The 16,705-nt window shown below is 40.8% G+C and carries 16 protein-coding genes and 1 other annotated feature; of the genes, 14 read left to right on the top strand and 2 right to left on the bottom strand.

Annotated elements, in window-relative coordinates; translation table 11 throughout:
* The first annotated feature begins 77 nt into the window (after nucleotides 1-77).
* The 12 genes from HF078_RS18730 (at nucleotide 78) to HF078_RS18675 (ending at nucleotide 14,028) form a co-directional block, all read left to right on the top strand.
* Nucleotides 78-341 (top strand): YtzC family protein, encoded by a 264-nt coding sequence (locus HF078_RS18730; protein WP_010195299.1) that lies wholly within the window; start codon nucleotides 78-80, stop codon nucleotides 339-341.
* A 15-nt stretch (nucleotides 342-356) separates the two neighbouring features.
* Nucleotides 357-521, top strand: coding sequence for a glycogen biosynthesis protein GlgD (locus HF078_RS18725; protein ID WP_148987966.1), 165 nt, complete (start codon nucleotides 357-359; stop codon nucleotides 519-521).
* A gap of 394 nt (nucleotides 522-915) precedes the next feature.
* Nucleotides 916-2,115: an MDR family MFS transporter gene (locus HF078_RS18720; RefSeq protein WP_169292537.1), complete on the top strand. Its 1,200-nt coding sequence runs from the start codon at nucleotides 916-918 to the stop codon at nucleotides 2,113-2,115.
* 167 nt (nucleotides 2,116-2,282) lie between these two features.
* On the top strand, nucleotides 2,283-4,163 hold the full coding sequence (gene htpG / locus HF078_RS18715) for a molecular chaperone HtpG (protein WP_169292510.1): 1,881 nt from the start codon (nucleotides 2,283-2,285) through the stop codon (nucleotides 4,161-4,163).
* 129 nt (nucleotides 4,164-4,292) lie between these two features.
* Nucleotides 4,293-4,673: a VOC family protein gene (locus HF078_RS18710; RefSeq protein ID WP_169292509.1), complete on the top strand. Its 381-nt coding sequence runs from the start codon at nucleotides 4,293-4,295 to the stop codon at nucleotides 4,671-4,673.
* 129 nt (nucleotides 4,674-4,802) lie between these two features.
* The gene (locus HF078_RS18705) at nucleotides 4,803-6,173 is read left to right on the top strand and encodes a sigma-54 interaction domain-containing protein (protein ID WP_169292508.1); all 1,371 of its coding nucleotides are present in this window, start codon (nucleotides 4,803-4,805) and stop codon (nucleotides 6,171-6,173) included.
* Between the two features lie 252 nt (nucleotides 6,174-6,425).
* On the top strand, nucleotides 6,426-7,748 hold the full coding sequence (locus HF078_RS18700) for a GntP family permease (protein WP_169292507.1): 1,323 nt from the start codon (nucleotides 6,426-6,428) through the stop codon (nucleotides 7,746-7,748).
* 29 nt (nucleotides 7,749-7,777) lie between these two features.
* Entirely contained in the window at nucleotides 7,778-8,554 is a 777-nt protein-coding gene (locus tag HF078_RS18695; RefSeq protein ID WP_169292506.1) for a 3-hydroxybutyrate dehydrogenase, read from the top strand.
* Between the two features lie 107 nt (nucleotides 8,555-8,661).
* Nucleotides 8,662-8,907: a binding site (T-box leader), on the top strand.
* Between the two features lie 51 nt (nucleotides 8,908-8,958).
* On the top strand, nucleotides 8,959-11,376 hold the full coding sequence (gene leuS / locus HF078_RS18690; RefSeq protein WP_169292505.1) for a leucine--tRNA ligase: 2,418 nt from the start codon (nucleotides 8,959-8,961) through the stop codon (nucleotides 11,374-11,376).
* A 123-nt stretch (nucleotides 11,377-11,499) separates the two neighbouring features.
* Nucleotides 11,500-11,805: a rhodanese-like domain-containing protein gene (locus HF078_RS18685; RefSeq protein ID WP_169292504.1), complete on the top strand. Its 306-nt coding sequence runs from the start codon at nucleotides 11,500-11,502 to the stop codon at nucleotides 11,803-11,805.
* Between the two features lie 524 nt (nucleotides 11,806-12,329).
* A complete protein-coding gene (locus HF078_RS18680) occupies nucleotides 12,330-13,319 on the top strand; it encodes a nuclease-related domain-containing protein (RefSeq protein ID WP_169292503.1) in 990 nt (329 codons plus the stop codon).
* A 316-nt stretch (nucleotides 13,320-13,635) separates the two neighbouring features.
* Complete coding sequence (locus tag HF078_RS18675; RefSeq protein WP_169292502.1) at nucleotides 13,636-14,028, top strand: hypothetical protein; 393 nt, start codon at nucleotides 13,636-13,638, stop codon at nucleotides 14,026-14,028.
* A 39-nt stretch (nucleotides 14,029-14,067) separates the two neighbouring features.
* On the opposite strand, the gene HF078_RS18670 is transcribed toward HF078_RS18675, so the two are convergent.
* The gene (locus tag HF078_RS18670) at nucleotides 14,068-14,679 is read right to left on the bottom strand and encodes a hypothetical protein (protein WP_169292501.1); all 612 of its coding nucleotides are present in this window, start codon (nucleotides 14,677-14,679) and stop codon (nucleotides 14,068-14,070) included.
* Between the two features lie 209 nt (nucleotides 14,680-14,888).
* Here HF078_RS18670 and HF078_RS18665 point away from each other — a divergent pair, with 209 nt between their 5' ends.
* Nucleotides 14,889-15,068, top strand: a complete 180-nt coding sequence (locus tag HF078_RS18665) for a sporulation protein Cse60 (protein ID WP_060664705.1) — start codon at nucleotides 14,889-14,891, stop codon at nucleotides 15,066-15,068.
* A gap of 164 nt (nucleotides 15,069-15,232) precedes the next feature.
* The gene (locus HF078_RS21120; RefSeq protein WP_262372513.1) at nucleotides 15,233-15,355 is read left to right on the top strand and encodes a hypothetical protein; all 123 of its coding nucleotides are present in this window, start codon (nucleotides 15,233-15,235) and stop codon (nucleotides 15,353-15,355) included.
* Here HF078_RS21120 and HF078_RS18660 read toward each other — a convergent pair.
* A complete protein-coding gene (locus tag HF078_RS18660) occupies nucleotides 15,341-16,618 on the bottom strand; it encodes a BaiN/RdsA family NAD(P)/FAD-dependent oxidoreductase (RefSeq protein WP_169292500.1) in 1,278 nt (425 codons plus the stop codon). The two genes, HF078_RS21120 and HF078_RS18660, sit on opposite strands and share 15 nt — an antisense overlap.
* Between the last annotated feature and the right edge of the window lie 87 nt (nucleotides 16,619-16,705).

Here is a 16,705-nt window from a genome sequence, read left to right as displayed (position 1 = left end):
ATTTTTTTAGCATGGTCTAAAGAAAAATGAGCAAAATAAAGCCGAGTACACAGAAAAAATGTGGGGTGAATGGAATCATGGCAACAAGAGAATCTGTTGAACAGTTTATACAGCAATGTGAAGATGCACTGCGCAATGCACATGCACAGTACACTGAAGCAAAACAATTGGAACACTACAATGATACAGAGTTTACGAGCGCTCAAGAGCAGATTGAGGCAACGTATAACGACTTAATGCACCTTTCCCAAAGTTGTAACGCACAGCAGCGCGAGCAATTAAACCGCATGCGTCTTCAATTGCAAAACCTGCAAAATGAAATGACTTTATTGAGACATTAAGGGAGGTTACCATCAATGAAAAAACGCTCTAAGCAAAATAACCCGGAACAAAAAACGAGAAATGCAGAGAACACAGCAGTTGAAATGGGTGCAGAGTATAATCCGGTAAGAGAAGTTAAGCAAAAGAATCTGAAAAAGTCCCAGCCTGTCCGTTCTAAAAATCATAGCGAAAACGAGTAGGAAGCAGCCTTAGTGCTGCTTTTTCACATGCAATTTGAGTCTTCTAGATAAGTGAGAAATGTTGCATTCCCTCGGCAAACTAGAGATAAATGCGCAAAGTAACAAAGTTTATGCAAAAGTCACAAAAACCCTTGAAAAAGTTACAATCCACTTTGCAAAAGTCACAATAACCCTCGAAAAAGTTACAATAACCTCTGCAAAAGTCACAATAACCTCTGCAAAAGTCACAATAACACTCTAATAACCAACATCCCCCACCACCTCGTCCCAAAAGTCAGAATACATACACTTTCAAATTTCAAGATTTTTATATTGAAACTCCCTTCAAAACGGATTACAATTATTTTGGATTTCGAAATAATTGGTTGAAGGAGGGCATGCAGTGATGCGGAAAATGCCCAGAGCCCTTTGGTTATTAGTTATTGGAATGGCAATAAACGTAACAGGGGCTTCTTTTTTATGGCCGTTAAATACAATATACATTCATGACATACTTGGAAAATCCCTGTCTGTAGCGGGGCTTGTTCTGATGGTCAATGCTGGAGCAAGTGTCATTGGTAACCTGATTGGGGGAATCCTCTTTGATAAAATTGGGGGCTACCGCTCGATACTGTTGGGTATTTCCATCACCATCACAGCATTGATTGGGATGACCATCAATCACTCGTGGACTTTTTATGTGGTGTACCTCACCATCATTGGTTTCGGTTCCGGTATTGTTTTTCCATCCATGTACGCAATGGCTGGTTCTGTCTGGAAAGAGGGAGGACGCAAAGCATTTAATGCCATGTATGTGTCGCAAAACCTCGGAGTGGCAATTGGAGCGGCATTAGGTGGACTTGTTGCAGATATCCGCTTTGACTACATATTCTTAGCGAATACGGTCACATATGCGGTCTTTTTCACTATAGCATTATTCGGTTATCGAAAAATCCAAGCAAACCCTACCAGCCAGACTTCGGTATTGGATCAAAAGCGCAGAATTAAAGATCATACTAAACTTTACGCGTTGTTAACGGTATGTATCGGATATTTGCTTTGCTGGATGGGCTATGTACAGTGGCAGACGACCATTGCTACACATACTCAATCTCTTGGCATATCGCTTAAACAGTACAGCATTTTGTGGACGATCAACGGGGCAATGATTGTGTTGGCGCAACCTATCATCTCGTGGATTGTAAAAAAATATACAAAAACGCTAAAAACCCAAATCATCGTCGGTTTGGTTATCTTCATTATTTCTTTTGCAGTCGTTGGAGTTGCAGAACAATACACGGCCTTCGTCGCAGCCATGATCATTATTACTATTGGAGAAATGTTTGTCTGGCCGGCCGTTCCAACTGTTGCGAATCAGCTTGCTCCAAAGGGGCGCGAAGGATTCTATCAAGGAATTGTGAACTCAACTGCGACAGGAGGACGAATGCTTGGACCTTTCATGGGTGGAGTATTGGTGGACCTTTCCGGCATGGGTATGCTGTTTGGAGTGCTGATGGCCTTTATGTTGGTAGCCATTTTTACCACGTCCATTTATGATCGGAAATTAAAAGTAGCAGCAACACAAGTTCCTGAGCTGTCAAAAAGTGCATCCTAACCTAGCAACTAAACGGTGTGATTTCGATAATCGAATCGCACCGTTTTTTTGTCCATTTCTATTGACATAAAATATCCAAATATGATAATTATTTTATAGAGTATTAGCACTCGTGATCTGAGAGTGCTAAAATATAATTATACATAATTGGAAGGAGAAATCAGAACATGACAAAAAAAGAATTCCAAGCTGAATCCAAACGACTGCTAGAAATGATGATCAACTCCATCTACTCCCAACGTGAAGTTTTTCTAAGAGAGCTTATATCTAATGCAAGTGATGCGATGGATAAAATTTATTATCGCGCCTTGACAGATGATTCTCTTACTTTTGAAAAAGACAACTATTTTGTAAAAGTTATCCCAAATAAAGAAAATAGAACCTTAACCATTGTGGATACAGGTATTGGGATGACAAAAGAGGAACTGGAAGCAAACCTTGGTGTTATTGCAAAAAGTGGTTCCTTGGCATTTAAAAAAGAAAATGAAATCAAAGACGGACACGACATCATCGGACAATTTGGTGTCGGCTTCTATGCGGCATTCATGGTTGCGGATGTAGTGACGGTGACAAGTAGAGCGCTCGGAAGCGATGAGGCGTACAGATGGGAATCAGAAGGTGCAGATGGATACACAATCGAGCCTGCTGAAAAAGACTCAGTCGGTACGGAAATCGTTCTGAAAATAAAAGAAAACACAGAAGATGAAAGTTATGATGAGTACTTAGAAGAGTTCAGATTAAAGTCCATCATCAAAAAATATTCGGACTTCATCCGCTACCCAATCAAGATGGATGTAACAACTTCCAAACCGAAAGCGGACAATGAAGAGGAATTAGAAGAAGTGACAGAAGAGCAGACCATCAACAGCATGGTGCCGATCTGGCGTAAAAATAAAACAGAACTGACTGATGAAGATTATGAGAAATTCTATCATGAAAAACACTATGGTTTCGACAAGCCTTTAAAGCATCTTCATATAAGTGTAGATGGTACCATCCGCTATAACTCTATTCTGTATGTTCCAGAGAGCATCCCATTTGATTACTATTCTAAGGAATTCGAAAAAGGGTTGGAGCTATATTCAAGCGGTGTACTAATTATGAACAAGTGTGCTGACTTACTTCCTGACCATTTCAGTTTTGTGAAAGGGTTGGTGGATTCTGAGGACCTGTCCCTTAACATCTCTCGAGAAATGCTGCAGCAAGATCGTCAACTGAAATTCATCGCGAAGAACTTGGCAAAGAAAATCAAGAGTGCTTTGCTTACCATGATGAAGGACGAGCGCGAGAAATATGAGAAATTCTTTGAGGCATTCGGTCGTCAATTGAAGTATGGAGTTTATGCAGAATATGGCGCTAACAAAGAGCAGTTGCAAGACTTACTGATGTTCTATTCTTCCACAGAGAAAAAGCTTGTGACTTTGGATGAGTATATTTCCCGCATGAAAGAGGACCAAAAGTACATTTACTATGCAACGGGTGAGTCCAAAGAAAGAATTGAAAAGCTGCCGCAAACAGAGTTAGTATCTGACAAAGGGTATGAAATCCTTTACTTCACAGAGGACATCGATGAGTTCGCTATCAAGATGCTGATGAATTACAAAGAGAAAGAGTTTAAAAACGTATCAAGCGGGGATCTTGGCATTGAATTTGAAGAAGATGACAAGCAAACGGAATCCGAGCAAGAAGCAAACAAAGAAATGTTTGAAGCGATGAAGGAGATCCTTGCGGATAAAGTTTCAGCGGTTAAGGTATCTAAACGTTTAAAAACACATCCAGTCTGCCTTTCAACGGAAGGAGAAGTAACCATAGAGATGGAAAAAATCCTAAGTGCGATGCCGGATAACCAAAATATCAAGGCTAATAAGGTACTGGAAATAAACACGAATCATGAAGTGTTTACTGCGTTGAAAAATGCGCATGAGGGTGATCGTGAAAAACTTGCGTTGTACACTAACCTATTGTACAGCCAAGCGTTGTTGATCGAAGGCTTGCCACTTGAAGATCCTGTTGAGTTTACAAATGATATCTGCAAAGTGATGGTGTAAGAAAATAATACATGCCAATCCTGCTCATTGATGAGTGGGATTGGCTTTTTTGATTCCAGGTTTTCAAAGGGATTTTCCATACAGTACCGAATAGTAAACAAGTGAACATAAAAAGGAGGGAGAAGAAACATGCAAAAAACATTGCCAATAAAAAATCAAATGAATGGTGTTTTTATTCACGTATCTAATCTGAAAAAATCCGCTAAGTGGTACTCTGATTTACTGGGGTTGGACCTCAACCCAGATTTGGTACAATCTCCTGTGTACAACATCCCCTTAGTAGGAAGTAGTTCATTGACATTAGATGATCACACCTTTGATCCCGGATTTAAGCATGTGCCTAGCAGTGCACCTCTGTTCAATTTTTATGCGCCCGACATTGATGAAGCTTATCAATATATCCAATCAAAAGGCATTGAAGTAACCCGGGAGATAGAGAGGGTAGAAGATACAGCCTGGTTTAACATTAAAGATCCCGACGGTAATGTGGTCATGGTATGTAATTGCTAATCATAACCAACATAAATTAAAGTCGATGAAGTACTTTCGTTTCATCGGCTATGTAGTATTTATGAAATCGCTCGCATTCCTATCTGATTTTTGTGATATATTTATTTCAGATAAGCAGGAGGGGTATAGATGGGAGTAAAAGAAAGCTTACTTACAGATGAAATGATGGATACCATAATTGCCAACGCTTTTGAATGGATCGTGGTGGTCAATCATGAAGGCAAAATCATCTACATGAATGATAGTTATTGTGATTTTATCGGGGTAGACAATAAAGAAGTTATAGGCCAACACGTAACGGAAGTCATAGAAAACACCCGGATGCATGAAGTGGTCAAGACGGGAAAGGAAGAGCTTGCCGATCTTCAATATATAAGAGGAAACTACATGATAGCCAATCGTGTGCCTATTTTTAATAAGAACGGAGAAGTAATTGGTGCATACGGGACGGTAATTTTCAGGGACACTAGTGAATGGGACAAGATGAACAGTCATGTGAAAAGCATGCTGGGGAGAATTCGAAACTACCTACATGAGTACGAGCAACAAACAGGTGTGAAGTACACACTGGAGGATATTATCGGGAACTCCAAACTTATCAAATTGTTAAAAGAGAAGGTAAAGCAGATTGCCGCAAGTGACGTATCCATCCTCATTAGGGGAGAAAGCGGAACTGGAAAAGAACTGTTTGCGCATAGCATCCATCAGCTAAGCAATCGAAGTCAAATGCCTTTTATCAAACTGAATTGTGCGGCCATCCCAGAGCATCTTTTGGAATCCGAATTGTTTGGATACGAAGAAGGAGCCTTTACAGGAGCAAAAAAAGGCGGGAAAAAAGGGAAATTTATGCTTGCAGATGGTGGTACGCTGTTTCTGGATGAGATCGGGGATATGTCCCTGCCAATGCAAATTAAGCTATTGCGTGCCTTGCAAGAAGGAGAAGTGGAACCGGTTGGTGCTGTAAAGCCGATACAAGTGAATGTGCGTGTGATTGCAGCTACTAACCGACCACTAGAAAAGATGATGGAAGAAAAACGGTTCCGAGAGGATCTTTATTATCGCATTCATGTGATACCTTTTCAGATTCCTTCACTAAGTGAGAGAACGGAAGATATTCCGTTACTTGTTGAGCATTTTATACAGAAAATTTGTAAACGGACAGGTAGAAGAGTGACATCTGTTACTGAGGAAGCCCTTGATGCATTGTTGCGTTATCGGTGGCCAGGGAATATAAGGGAACTTGAAAATGTCATTCAAGCTGCTGTACATTTATCAACAGGTGAAAAACTGACATCGGAAGCACTTCCGGATTACTTAAGAGATTCATATTCTATTCCAATTGGCTCTAAACCGTTAAAAGAAACGTTAGAGGATGCGGAGAGACAGGCTATTCTTCAAACGTTAGAAAAGTTTCAGTATGACAAGTTGATAACAGCGAAACAACTTGGTATTAGTAAATCAAGCCTCTATGAAAAATTAAAGAAATATGGGATAAAATAACCATCAAAATTTTTGATTTAGGAGTCCGGATATCCGGAAAATGTTCCAGATATCTGGACTCCTTTGTTTTATTGCAGTTCGTCTGTTTTTGTCCAGATTTCCGGAAAAACTTTTTGTTCGAAATATTGAAACAATTAAACTATTTAGTTGGCATGCTTCTTGCATTGATAAATACGGAAAGAAAAATAATAGGTAAATAGTTTACGTTATTTTGTAAGCGTTTACCAAAAGAAGAAAAAGGGGGAAAGAAAAATGTGGAGCATGATTGGTCTTATCGGTGGTTTGGCATTATTAATTTTTTTAACGATGAGAGGGATGAACCTTCTTGTAGTAGGTCCTCTGTCAGCATTATTTGTCGCTCTTTTAAGTGGAATGCCGTTATTTCCTCAACTGGTAGCTGAAGGGGAAGTAAACTTTGTCAGTAGTTATATGGGCGGCTTCTCGTCCTTTGTGACTGCCTGGTATCTAATGTTCTTGCTTGGTGCCATTTTCGGAAAAGTAATGGAGGATAGCGGAGCGGCAGATTCCGTTTCCAGATTGGTTGTGGATAAGCTGGGCATGAAATTTGCTGTTCTGGCTATTGTTGCAGCTTGTGCCATTTTAACTTACGGAGGAGTAAGCTTGTTCGTTGTTGCTTTCTCCGTTTATCCAATGGCAATCAGCTTGTTCAAACAGGCTAACTTGCCGCGTCGATTCATCCCTGCCGCACTTGCTTTTGGTTCTGTAACATTTACGATGACTTCTGCAGGTTCTCCGGAAATCCAGAACTGGATTCCAATTCCGTATTTGGATACAACCCCATATGCAGGATGGGAAGTAAGTGTGCTTGTTGCGGTGTTCATGATGATTTTCGGATATTGGTGGTTGAAACGAATGATTTCCAAAGCGGTTGGTCGAGGAGAGACGTTTGTTTCTAGAGATACTGACCCTACTATTGATGGAAATAGGCCACTTCCAAATCCATTATTGAGTTTTATTCCATTAGCAGTAGTTTTAATTATTTCTTTCATTTTCCATGATGATTTGAAGCAATCTGCACTAATCATCGCTTTACTAGGCGGTATCATCACGACTTATGTACTTGGCAGAAAATACTTTAAGAATTTTTGGAATGCAATCTCAGAGGGAACAATGGGTGCTTTAATTGCTATTGGTAACACGGCTGCAGTAGTAGGTTTTGGCGGCGTCGCCAAAGCGGTACCTGCATTTGGCACAGTCGTTGAGGCAATGACCAACATTCCGGGCAGCCCGTTAATAGGTGCAGCAATTGCAGTCAGCGTGATTGCAGGTATGACGGGATCGGCTTCTGGTGGCCAGGTAATTGCCTTGCCATTAATTGCCCCACATTATATGGACATGGGCGTCAATCCAGAGGCACTTCATCGTACAGTTGCGATTTCTTCTGGTGCCCTCGATTCCTTGCCACATAACGGTTATGTTGTAACAACCGTCCGTGCAATCTGTGGGGAGACGCATCAGGCAGCATATGGACCTGTCGCAGCTTTGACTGTCATCGTCCCATTGATTGGATTGGCTATTGCGATTGCATTGTTCTCTATGGGACTAGGAATCTAATATTTTTTTCCTGAAAGGAGTTTAGAGCAGTGGTTAAAGATAAAGTAGTACTCATCACGGGAGCAGCTCAAGGAATAGGATACGAAATAGGAAAACAATTTGCCGAAGCTGGTGCAAAGGTCGTGCTGACAGATTTGCATGAAGAGAATGTTGTGGAGGCGGGAGAAGGATTAAACCGTCTTGGATTGACAGCTAGAGGATTGCGTTGTGATGTAACGTCTGAAGAAGATCTTAAATCCGCGATTGATGCAACGGTTTCTGAATTCGGACGATTGGATGTATTGATTAATAATGCGGGACTGCAATATGTTTCTATGTTGGAAGACTTCCCGACTGAAAAGTTTGAGCTCCTAACTCGCGTGATGCTCGTGGCACCATTTGTCGCGACGAAGCATGCATTTCCAGTTATGAAAGCTCAAGGGTTCGGAAGGATATTGAATATGGCTTCCATTAATGGCTTGGTTGGATTTGCAGGGAAAGCGGCATATAACAGTGCGAAACACGGCGTGATTGGTCTGACAAAGGTTTCTGCCCTAGAGGGAGCAGCAGATGGAATCACTGTCAATGCACTGTGTCCTGGCTATGTCGATACACCGCTTGTCCGAGGCCAGTTGAAGGATCTTGCAGAAACCAGAAAGGTCCCTTTGGAAAGAGTGCTCGAAGAAGTCATTTACCCATTGGTTCCACAGCGGAGATTGTTAGATGTAAAAGAAATAGCAGATTATGCAATGTTCTTAAGCAGTGACGCTGCTGGGGGCGTTACCGGTCAGGCAGTCGTGATTGACGGCGGCTATACGGTGCAATAAAAGCAGGCTGCAGTATACAATTTAGAAAAACGTCCATAATGAATATTAGTGAAAATACCCCTTGCAGTTTTTAACTAAATTCATTACAATACAAACTAACAACTAAAACTTTTACGTTGAAAAGGATTAGTAGTGGACGAAACGAGCATAGAGAGTTGACGGGTGGTGGAAGTCAACAAACGATCGGACATGAACTCGCCTTGGAGTAGCAAGTGTGAACCCTTCTAAATGGAAGGCAGTAATATTTCGCCGTATCATCCGCGTTAAGGATTCGAGTGATTATCATTTTTCTATGATAATAATCTGGGTGGTACCGCGGTAGGTTAAGTATATTCAAACCTCTCGTCCCTTTATTGGGATGAGGGGTTTTTTGTATTTATTTGAGTTAACAGGAGGAAGAAAAGATGTCATTTCAACATCAGTCCATGGAACAAAAATGGCAAAAGTATTGGGAAGAAAACAAAACATTTAAAACGCAAGAAGAAAAAGGGAAAGAAAAATTCTATGCACTAGACATGTTCCCTTATCCATCTGGAGCAGGCCTACACGTAGGTCACCCAGAAGGATACACAGCAACAGATATCCTTTCCCGCATGAAACGTATGCAAGGACAAAACGTCCTTCATCCAATGGGGTGGGATGCATTCGGTCTACCTGCAGAGCAATATGCTTTGGACACAGGAAACGACCCAGCAGAATTCACGGAACAAAACATCAACACATTCCGCAGACAAATTAAGTCCCTAGGATTCTCCTATGACTGGGATCGCGAAGTAAACACAACGGATCCTGAGTACTATAAGTGGACACAATGGATCTTCTTGAAGCTTTACGAAAAAGGCTTGGCATATGTGGATGAAGTACCTGTAAACTGGTGCCCTGCACTAGGTACAGTTTTAGCTAACGAAGAAGTAATTGACGGAAAATCCGAGCGTGGCGGACACCCGGTAGAACGCCGTCCAATGCGACAATGGATCCTTAGAATTACAGAATACGCAGATCGTCTATTGGAAGACTTAAATGAATTGGATTGGCCGGAAAGCTTAAAAGACATGCAACGCAACTGGATCGGACGTTCAGAAGGTGCCAATGTACATTTCAGCATCGACGGTACGAATGAGAACTTCACCGTTTTCACAACACGTCCAGACACACTTTTCGGTGCAACTTATGCAGTGCTTGCTCCTGAGCATCCTTTAGTGAAAAAAATCACAACTGATGAGCAACGTGACGCAGTAGAAGCTTATATCACAAAAGTTCAAAGCAAGAGCGACCTTGAACGTACCGAGCTTTCCAAAGAAAAATCCGGTGAGTTCACTGGTGCATTCGCAGTGAATCCAGCTAATGGCGAGAAATTGCCAATCTGGATTGCAGATTATGTGCTGATGAGCTATGGTACTGGCGCAATCATGGCAGTACCTGCACATGATGAGCGCGACTGGGAATTCGCAACGAAATTTGAGCTACCAATCGTAGAAGTAGTGGCAGGTGGCGATGTTACGAAAGAAGCCTACACAGGTGACGGCGAGCACGTTAACTCCGACTTCTTGAACGGTCTTGGCAAAGAGGAAGCAATCTCTAACATGATCGATTGGTTAGCTGCTAACGAAAAAGGCGAAAAGAAAGTATCCTACCGCCTTCGTGACTGGTTGTTCAGCCGCCAGCGCTATTGGGGCGAGCCGATTCCAATCATCCATTGGGAAGATGGCACAACTACAGCGGTACCGGAAGACCAGCTTCCACTTGTATTACCAAAAACGTCAGAAATCCGTCCTTCCGGTACAGGCGAATCCCCGCTTGCTGCCATAGAGGATTGGGTAAATGTTGTAGACCCTGAAACAGGCAAAAAAGGTCGCCGTGAAACAAACACAATGCCGCAATGGGGCGGAAGCTGCTGGTACTACCTGCGCTATATCGACCCGAAAAACAGTGAGAAATTAGCTGACCCTGAAAAACTAAAAGAATGGTTGCCGGTAGACATCTACATCGGTGGAGCAGAGCATGCAGTACTTCACTTGCTATACGCTCGCTTCTGGCACAAATTCTTATATGATATCGGTGTGGTTCCAACAAAAGAGCCATTCCAAAAGTTATTCAACCAAGGAATGATCCTAGGCGAAAATAACGAAAAGATGAGTAAATCCAAAGGGAATGTCGTAAACCCTGATCACATCGTGGAATCCCACGGTGCCGACACCCTTCGTCTATACGAAATGTTCATGGGACCACTTGAAGCATCCATCGCATGGTCCACCAACGGACTAGACGGATCACGCCGCTTCCTTGACCGTGTGTGGAGATTGTTTGTTGAAGAAAACGGCAAATTAAGTGCCAAAGTTGTCGAAGTGACAGAAGAAGACACATTAGAGAAAACGTATCATGCTACTGTGAAAAAAGTAACAGAAGACTACGAAGGCCTACGATTCAACACGGCTATCTCGCAAATGATGGTCTTCATCAATGAAGCGTACAAAGCAGACACTATTGCGAAAGATTACGTCGAAGGCTTTGTAAAAATGCTTTCCCCAGTCTGCCCACATATTGCAGAAGAACTATGGGAAAAGCTTGGCAACGAAGGCACTATCACTTATGAGGCATGGCCGACATTCGATGAATCCAAACTAGTAGAAGATGAAATCGAAATCGTGGTCCAAGTAAACGGGAAGCTTAAAGCGAAACTTTACGTTCCATCCGACGCAACCCGTGAAAAAATGGAAGAAATCGCTCTTGCCGATGACACGGTAAAAGAAAGCATCGAAGGCAAGACAGTCCGCAAAGTCATTGCTGTTCCAGGAAAACTTGTGAATATCGTTGCGAACTAAGTGTAGAACGAAAAATTAGCATGCGAATGCAAGGCTGCCATCGTCCGAATTGGCAGTCTTGTTTTCTTTTTGTTAAAATAGAGGTAATTAGCATTACACTACATAGAATCGAGGTTTTCACACATGTCAGAGATCCAAACAATTACCACTGATGAGCTGAAAAAGAAGCTTGACGCAGGCGAAGAACTTCATCTAGTCGACGTCCGCGAAGACGAAGAAATCGAAATGGGCAAAATCAAACAAGCAGAACACATCCGCATGGGCGATATCCCAGAAAACCTGGACAAGCTCGACAAAAACAAAGAATATATCGTGATCTGCCGCTCCGGACGCCGCAGCGAAAACGTCTGCCACTACCTGCAAGACCAAGGCTACAAAGTCCGCAACATGGTCGGCGGCATGCTAGAGTGGGAAGGCGACGTAGAATAATCTGAAAGTGACCACTGACTAGTGGGCGAGTAATGGGCCGCTGGTTGGTGGTTTTTGTTTTTTTAGAAGTAGGTAATTGAGGGTTACTGGTCTGGATTTTTGGTTTTTTCTAGAAGTAGGTAATTGAGGGTTACTGGTCTGGATTTTTGCTTTTTTCAAAAGTAGGTAATAGGGGGTTAGGTTTGGATCTTGGAACTTTTCAGAAGTAGGTAACAGGAGGCGCTTATAGTAATAGAGCCCTAAGGAGTGAGTTACTTCTCGTGGCGAAGCGAATTTAAAGTTTATAAGAGGAATTAGTCAAAAAACGAGCTGAAATAGTCAAAAAACCCCTCCAATTATACGAATAATCCTTCCAAATAGTCAAAAAAACGCTTCAAATTATCAAGAATGCATATTCTGTAAAGGGGAATTCCTCTTCATTTAATAAAAAGAGGTAACTTCCTAAAAGATTTTTTTCAGAAAAGAAGGAAATCTGTAGAAAGATGTCAAAGAATACTCTTATCCTTGAAAAAAGAGGTGATTTTTTGATAAAAAAACCAAGATGTGTCCCCATGAGAGTGCATATTTTAAGAGCAATGAAGAGGCGAGTTCCCCCGAATCATGAAAAATTTCAAGATTTCCTCAACGAATTAGGTAGGAAAGAAGCAGGAATCTTCGGTGAACAAACTTTAGACTATTACTTAAAACTTCTTCCAGAAACAGAGCATCCCTACTACATTTTCCACGGACTAAGACTTCCATTTAGGAACACCTTCTTTCAAATGGATACCCTCATCTTATATTCGAATTTCATTTTAGTATTAGAAGTTAAATTTTTTAAAGGAACTCTCTACTTTGATCCGAAAAACTATCAACTTTTACAAGAAGTTGACGAGAGTCCGCTTAAAGTATATCCAGATCCTATATTGCAAGCTTCTAATCAATGCTCCAAATTAGAATCATGGCTAAGAACCAAACAGTTTCCTGAACTTCCCTGTGAAAAGCTAGCAATACTAACTAATCCTAAAGTTATTACGAAAGTCCTTTCCTCTCCTAGCGAGGTGGATAGATATGTAATAAAAAGCCCCGCACTCGCTGCTAAAGCTAGTGCGCTACTAAAACGTTATTCCTCGCAGCCTCTGGAAAAGAAATTAATAAAAAAGCTAATAAAACAATTACTTAAAGATCATTCACCAGATAACTCATCCCCCATTGCTCAATATGGAATTTTGCCTTCAGATATAATAAAAGGTGTATTATGTGCCAGTTGTAATCCCTATAAAATTATGAAAAGAATTTACGGTACATGGGAGTGCCCCAATTGTCTAGAAAGATCAGATAGTGAACATATAGTAGCATTAAAGGATTATGCCCTTTTAATAAGTCCGTTCATCACTATGAAAGAGTTAAAGATTTATTTAGGATTAGAAAATAGATTGACCATTATCAGTTTGCTGAAAAACCTCAATATTGAATTTATAGGAGGAACCAAATCCCGCACCTACAACCTCACCCCACTCCTAACAAAAACTTGAAACCATTCCCAATCCCAGTCGTATAGTGATATATAGACCATCAATCAGAAAGGAGGCCACATTAACCATGGACTTCATCGACCAAAATATTTTTCCACTTTTTCTTCTTGTGATAGGTGCAATACTCTTCATAAATGCAATTACAAACTTCCATCAAAAAGGAGTTTAAAAGATCTCTACTGGTAATAGATTTCAAGGAATACTAATAACAGGGCTCATAACGTTTGGCCTCTTGGTGTACACGACTTCTAATGAAAATTATTGGGATATTAACTCTCTTTATATCGCCCTGAGTCCCATCCTTGTGCCATTTATCATGATGATCATGCAAAGAAAAAAAGACGAGATACATATCAAGAAATATGAACCCCAGACTGTCATGGATATCTTAGAAAGAAACCTGGACGACAAAAGATATTCTTATAAAAAAGATGTCAAAGCAAATGATGATTATATCAGCAGTAACTATGTCACGATGTATTATTTAGATGATTCTAATCAAACTATCAAAATCAAGTGGAAGGATCTTGAAACAAGTGGTTTAGAGGTGGAGTTCCAAAATTTCGCCGATAAGGATTATATAAAGGAAGTGGTGGGGGATCTTCGTGAGGAAAGGCCACCTATCTCATTCTTCAAATTCAACAAAATTTCATTGATTATCGCAGCAATTGCTATATACATTGGATGCATGCAATTGCTTGGATTCTAAACATAAAAGGAGCCTCGCTTATTAACAGCGAAGCTCCTTTTACTTTTCAATCACCCTATCATTTATTTGTGTTACGACATATCCTTCTGGGAGCATGGAAATCACTTGTTCCATATCTTGAAGAGAAGGCATGTTGGAATAAAAATAGAACCCTTGCCCGTCATGGCCCACCTTCAACGCGGCAATGTCTTTGTTTTTACTTAGCTTAGGAAAAGAGTATCCATTTCGAGATGTAAGATGAACATTATTTTTTAACGATATACCGTAAAATTGATTTTGGGTTGCTAAATGGTAGGTTTCTTTCAAAATTGATTGCAACTCTTTAAGGGAGGAGGCTTTGATTTGAAAAAATGGGGGATGGAAGGTAAAGTTTTTCCCTCCCGTGGAATACATTCGCTTATCGGTAAAATAGTCAACCGAATAGGGGAAAGATAAGCCGTCAAAAATCTGCCGCATTTCTTCTTCCTCATCATAACCTTCAATCAATACATTTAAAGGGAAAATATTAAGCTTCCCAATAAAATCTAAAAGCAACTGTTTATTTTCTTCCTGATAATCCACATCTTCAAACCTGTAAAGATAAAAACGATAAAACCCATCATCCTCTATTTCACTAAAATCTCCATCTTCTGAAATCCAAACTTCTTTCACGTACATTACCCCTTCAAATCAATAAAATTATCTAACTCTATTATATTCGACGTAAAGTGCAAAAACCCTTTGGGGGTCTGACCCCCAAAGGGTTTTTTTCTCATTTTTCTCCATTTCCCCCAAACAAAAGTATAAAACCCAAACATTCCTCCTATACATAGTAATAGAATACAAGCTATATAAACCATGCTTGAAGGAGGGTGTCGGGGTTGGTGCAGATTAGGGTGTTTGATGAGGAGCATGAGCGGGACCTCGAGGATGCGGTTAATGATTTTCTTAAGGGGTTGTCTGACAGGGATGTGATAGACATTAAGTATCAAGTCGGGTGTATCAACGACGAAGATGAACAGATCTATTGCTTCTCTGCAATGGTAATATTTAGAACCTGAAAACTTCCCAGAAAGATGTTTATCAGGTTCTTTTTTGTGGGTATTGATAAATATCTAAAATAATTCATAAATAATTGAAACATTTTTGTAACACTACTCGTCTAATTAGTAACAGGTCATATAATCAACAACCAAAACATAAAAACTGAAAGGATGTATTCACTATGAACCACCACACTCAAAACGAGGTACTTCAAGAAGAAAGTAAATCATTTATCAATGAGTTTGGCATGTATGGAGTAGGACTAGCATTTGTTATGTCTTTCGTATTGCTAGTAACGACGTAGGCTTGCCGCCTTTTTCCCGGCGTTCAGGCCTGCAAGTCTTCCTGTCACCAAGGCCGAGGTGATGTTATAACCACCAGTATATCCATGGATATCTAGCACTTCTCCACAAAAATATAATCCGTCTTTCATTTTGGAAGACATCTCTTTCGGATGAACTTCTTTCACCGAAACGCCGCCTCCGGTAACAAATGCCTTTTCAATGGAAAGGGTGCCGGATACTTCAAAACGGAACTGTTTGCACATTTTCGCAAGTTCCCTTATTTTTTCGTGAGCCAAGGTCGCGCCAATCTCCTGTTCATCAATTCCACAAACTTCTAACAAAAACAATAAATAACGCTCAGGTACAAGCCCTTTAAGAACATTCTTGATGGCTTTTTTTGGTTCGTCCTTCAAAGCGTTGTTAAGCTGTTGAAATACTTGTTCTTCATTCAATGAAGGCATGACATCCAAATTCATCGTTACTCGATCTACACCGAATTTCTTCATCGTCTTCACAACATATTGGCTGCAGCGTAATACAGCAGGACCGGATACCCCAAAGTGAGTGAAAATCATATCCATTTGATGTGTTTTTACCACTTTCCCTTTAGGATTTAAGACACTTAAAGCTACATCGCGCAGGGACAGTCCTTGCAATCTTTTCTCGCGTATGAATTTTTCTTGTGAATTTAACGGAACCTCAGTTGGGAATAAATCTGTAATGGTATGCCCAGCTTTCCTTGCCCAAGGATATCCATCACCAGTGGAACCTGTGTGCGGTACTGATTTTCCACCAACAGCGATGACTACACATGAGCATTCCAAAAATTCTCCCGTTTTTAACAACACACCACGCGTACGTTCCTCATCATATTCCACTGTTTCCACAGAAGTATTGGTTCGAATGTCCACGCGCAAATCCTTCATCCTGTTCAACAACGCGTCAACCACACTTTGCGCTTTATCTGAAACAGGAAACATCCGGCCGTGATCTTCTTCTTTGAGTTGTATCCCAAGCTTTTCAAAAAATTTGATGATATCTTCATTATTAAACTCCGAAAATGCGCTATATAGGAATCTCCCGTTACCAGGGATATGTTTGATGATTTCATCCACAGGAAGCCTGTTCGTCACATTACAGCGACCGCCTCCTGAAATGGCAAGTTTCCGCCCAAGTTTATTTCCTTTATCAATCAGTAATACTCTTGCTTTTTGTTCTGCTGCAGCGATGGAGGCCATAAGCCCTGATGGACCGCCGCCTATGATAATCACATCGTATTTCATTTTTTCACCAACCAACTATTTTTTGCTTACATGTTGCTTATTATACCCTCTATTCTCTTGTTGGACAAAAAGAGCAACATTCCGTAT

The organism is Bacillus sp. RO2 (assembly GCF_012911845.1).
GTDB lineage: Bacteria > Bacillota > Bacilli > Bacillales > Bacillaceae_I > Sutcliffiella_A.
The sequence above is the reverse complement of the archived record's forward strand: the minus strand, read 5'-3'. Positions and strand labels throughout refer to the sequence as shown.

Coding starts and splice junctions, on each gene's coding strand:
- htpG (WP_169292510.1), top strand. CDS start 2,283: ATGACAAAAAAAGAATTCCAAGCTGAATCCAAACGACTGCTAGAAATG.
- HF078_RS18675 (WP_169292502.1), top strand. CDS start 13,636: ATGATGATCATGCAAAGAAAAAAAGACGAGATACATATCAAGAAATAT.
- HF078_RS18730 (WP_010195299.1), top strand. CDS start 78: ATGGCAACAAGAGAATCTGTTGAACAGTTTATACAGCAATGTGAAGAT.
- HF078_RS18685 (WP_169292504.1), top strand. CDS start 11,500: ATGTCAGAGATCCAAACAATTACCACTGATGAGCTGAAAAAGAAGCTT.
- leuS (WP_169292505.1), top strand. CDS start 8,959: ATGTCATTTCAACATCAGTCCATGGAACAAAAATGGCAAAAGTATTGG.
- HF078_RS18725 (WP_148987966.1), top strand. CDS start 357: ATGAAAAAACGCTCTAAGCAAAATAACCCGGAACAAAAAACGAGAAAT.
- HF078_RS18705 (WP_169292508.1), top strand. CDS start 4,803: ATGGGAGTAAAAGAAAGCTTACTTACAGATGAAATGATGGATACCATA.
- HF078_RS18720 (WP_169292537.1), top strand. CDS start 916: ATGCCCAGAGCCCTTTGGTTATTAGTTATTGGAATGGCAATAAACGTA.
- HF078_RS21120 (WP_262372513.1), top strand. CDS start 15,233: ATGAACCACCACACTCAAAACGAGGTACTTCAAGAAGAAAGTAAATCA.
- HF078_RS18710 (WP_169292509.1), top strand. CDS start 4,293: ATGCAAAAAACATTGCCAATAAAAAATCAAATGAATGGTGTTTTTATT.
- HF078_RS18700 (WP_169292507.1), top strand. CDS start 6,426: ATGTGGAGCATGATTGGTCTTATCGGTGGTTTGGCATTATTAATTTTT.
- HF078_RS18660 (WP_169292500.1), bottom strand. CDS start 16,618: ATGAAATACGATGTGATTATCATAGGCGGCGGTCCATCAGGGCTTATG.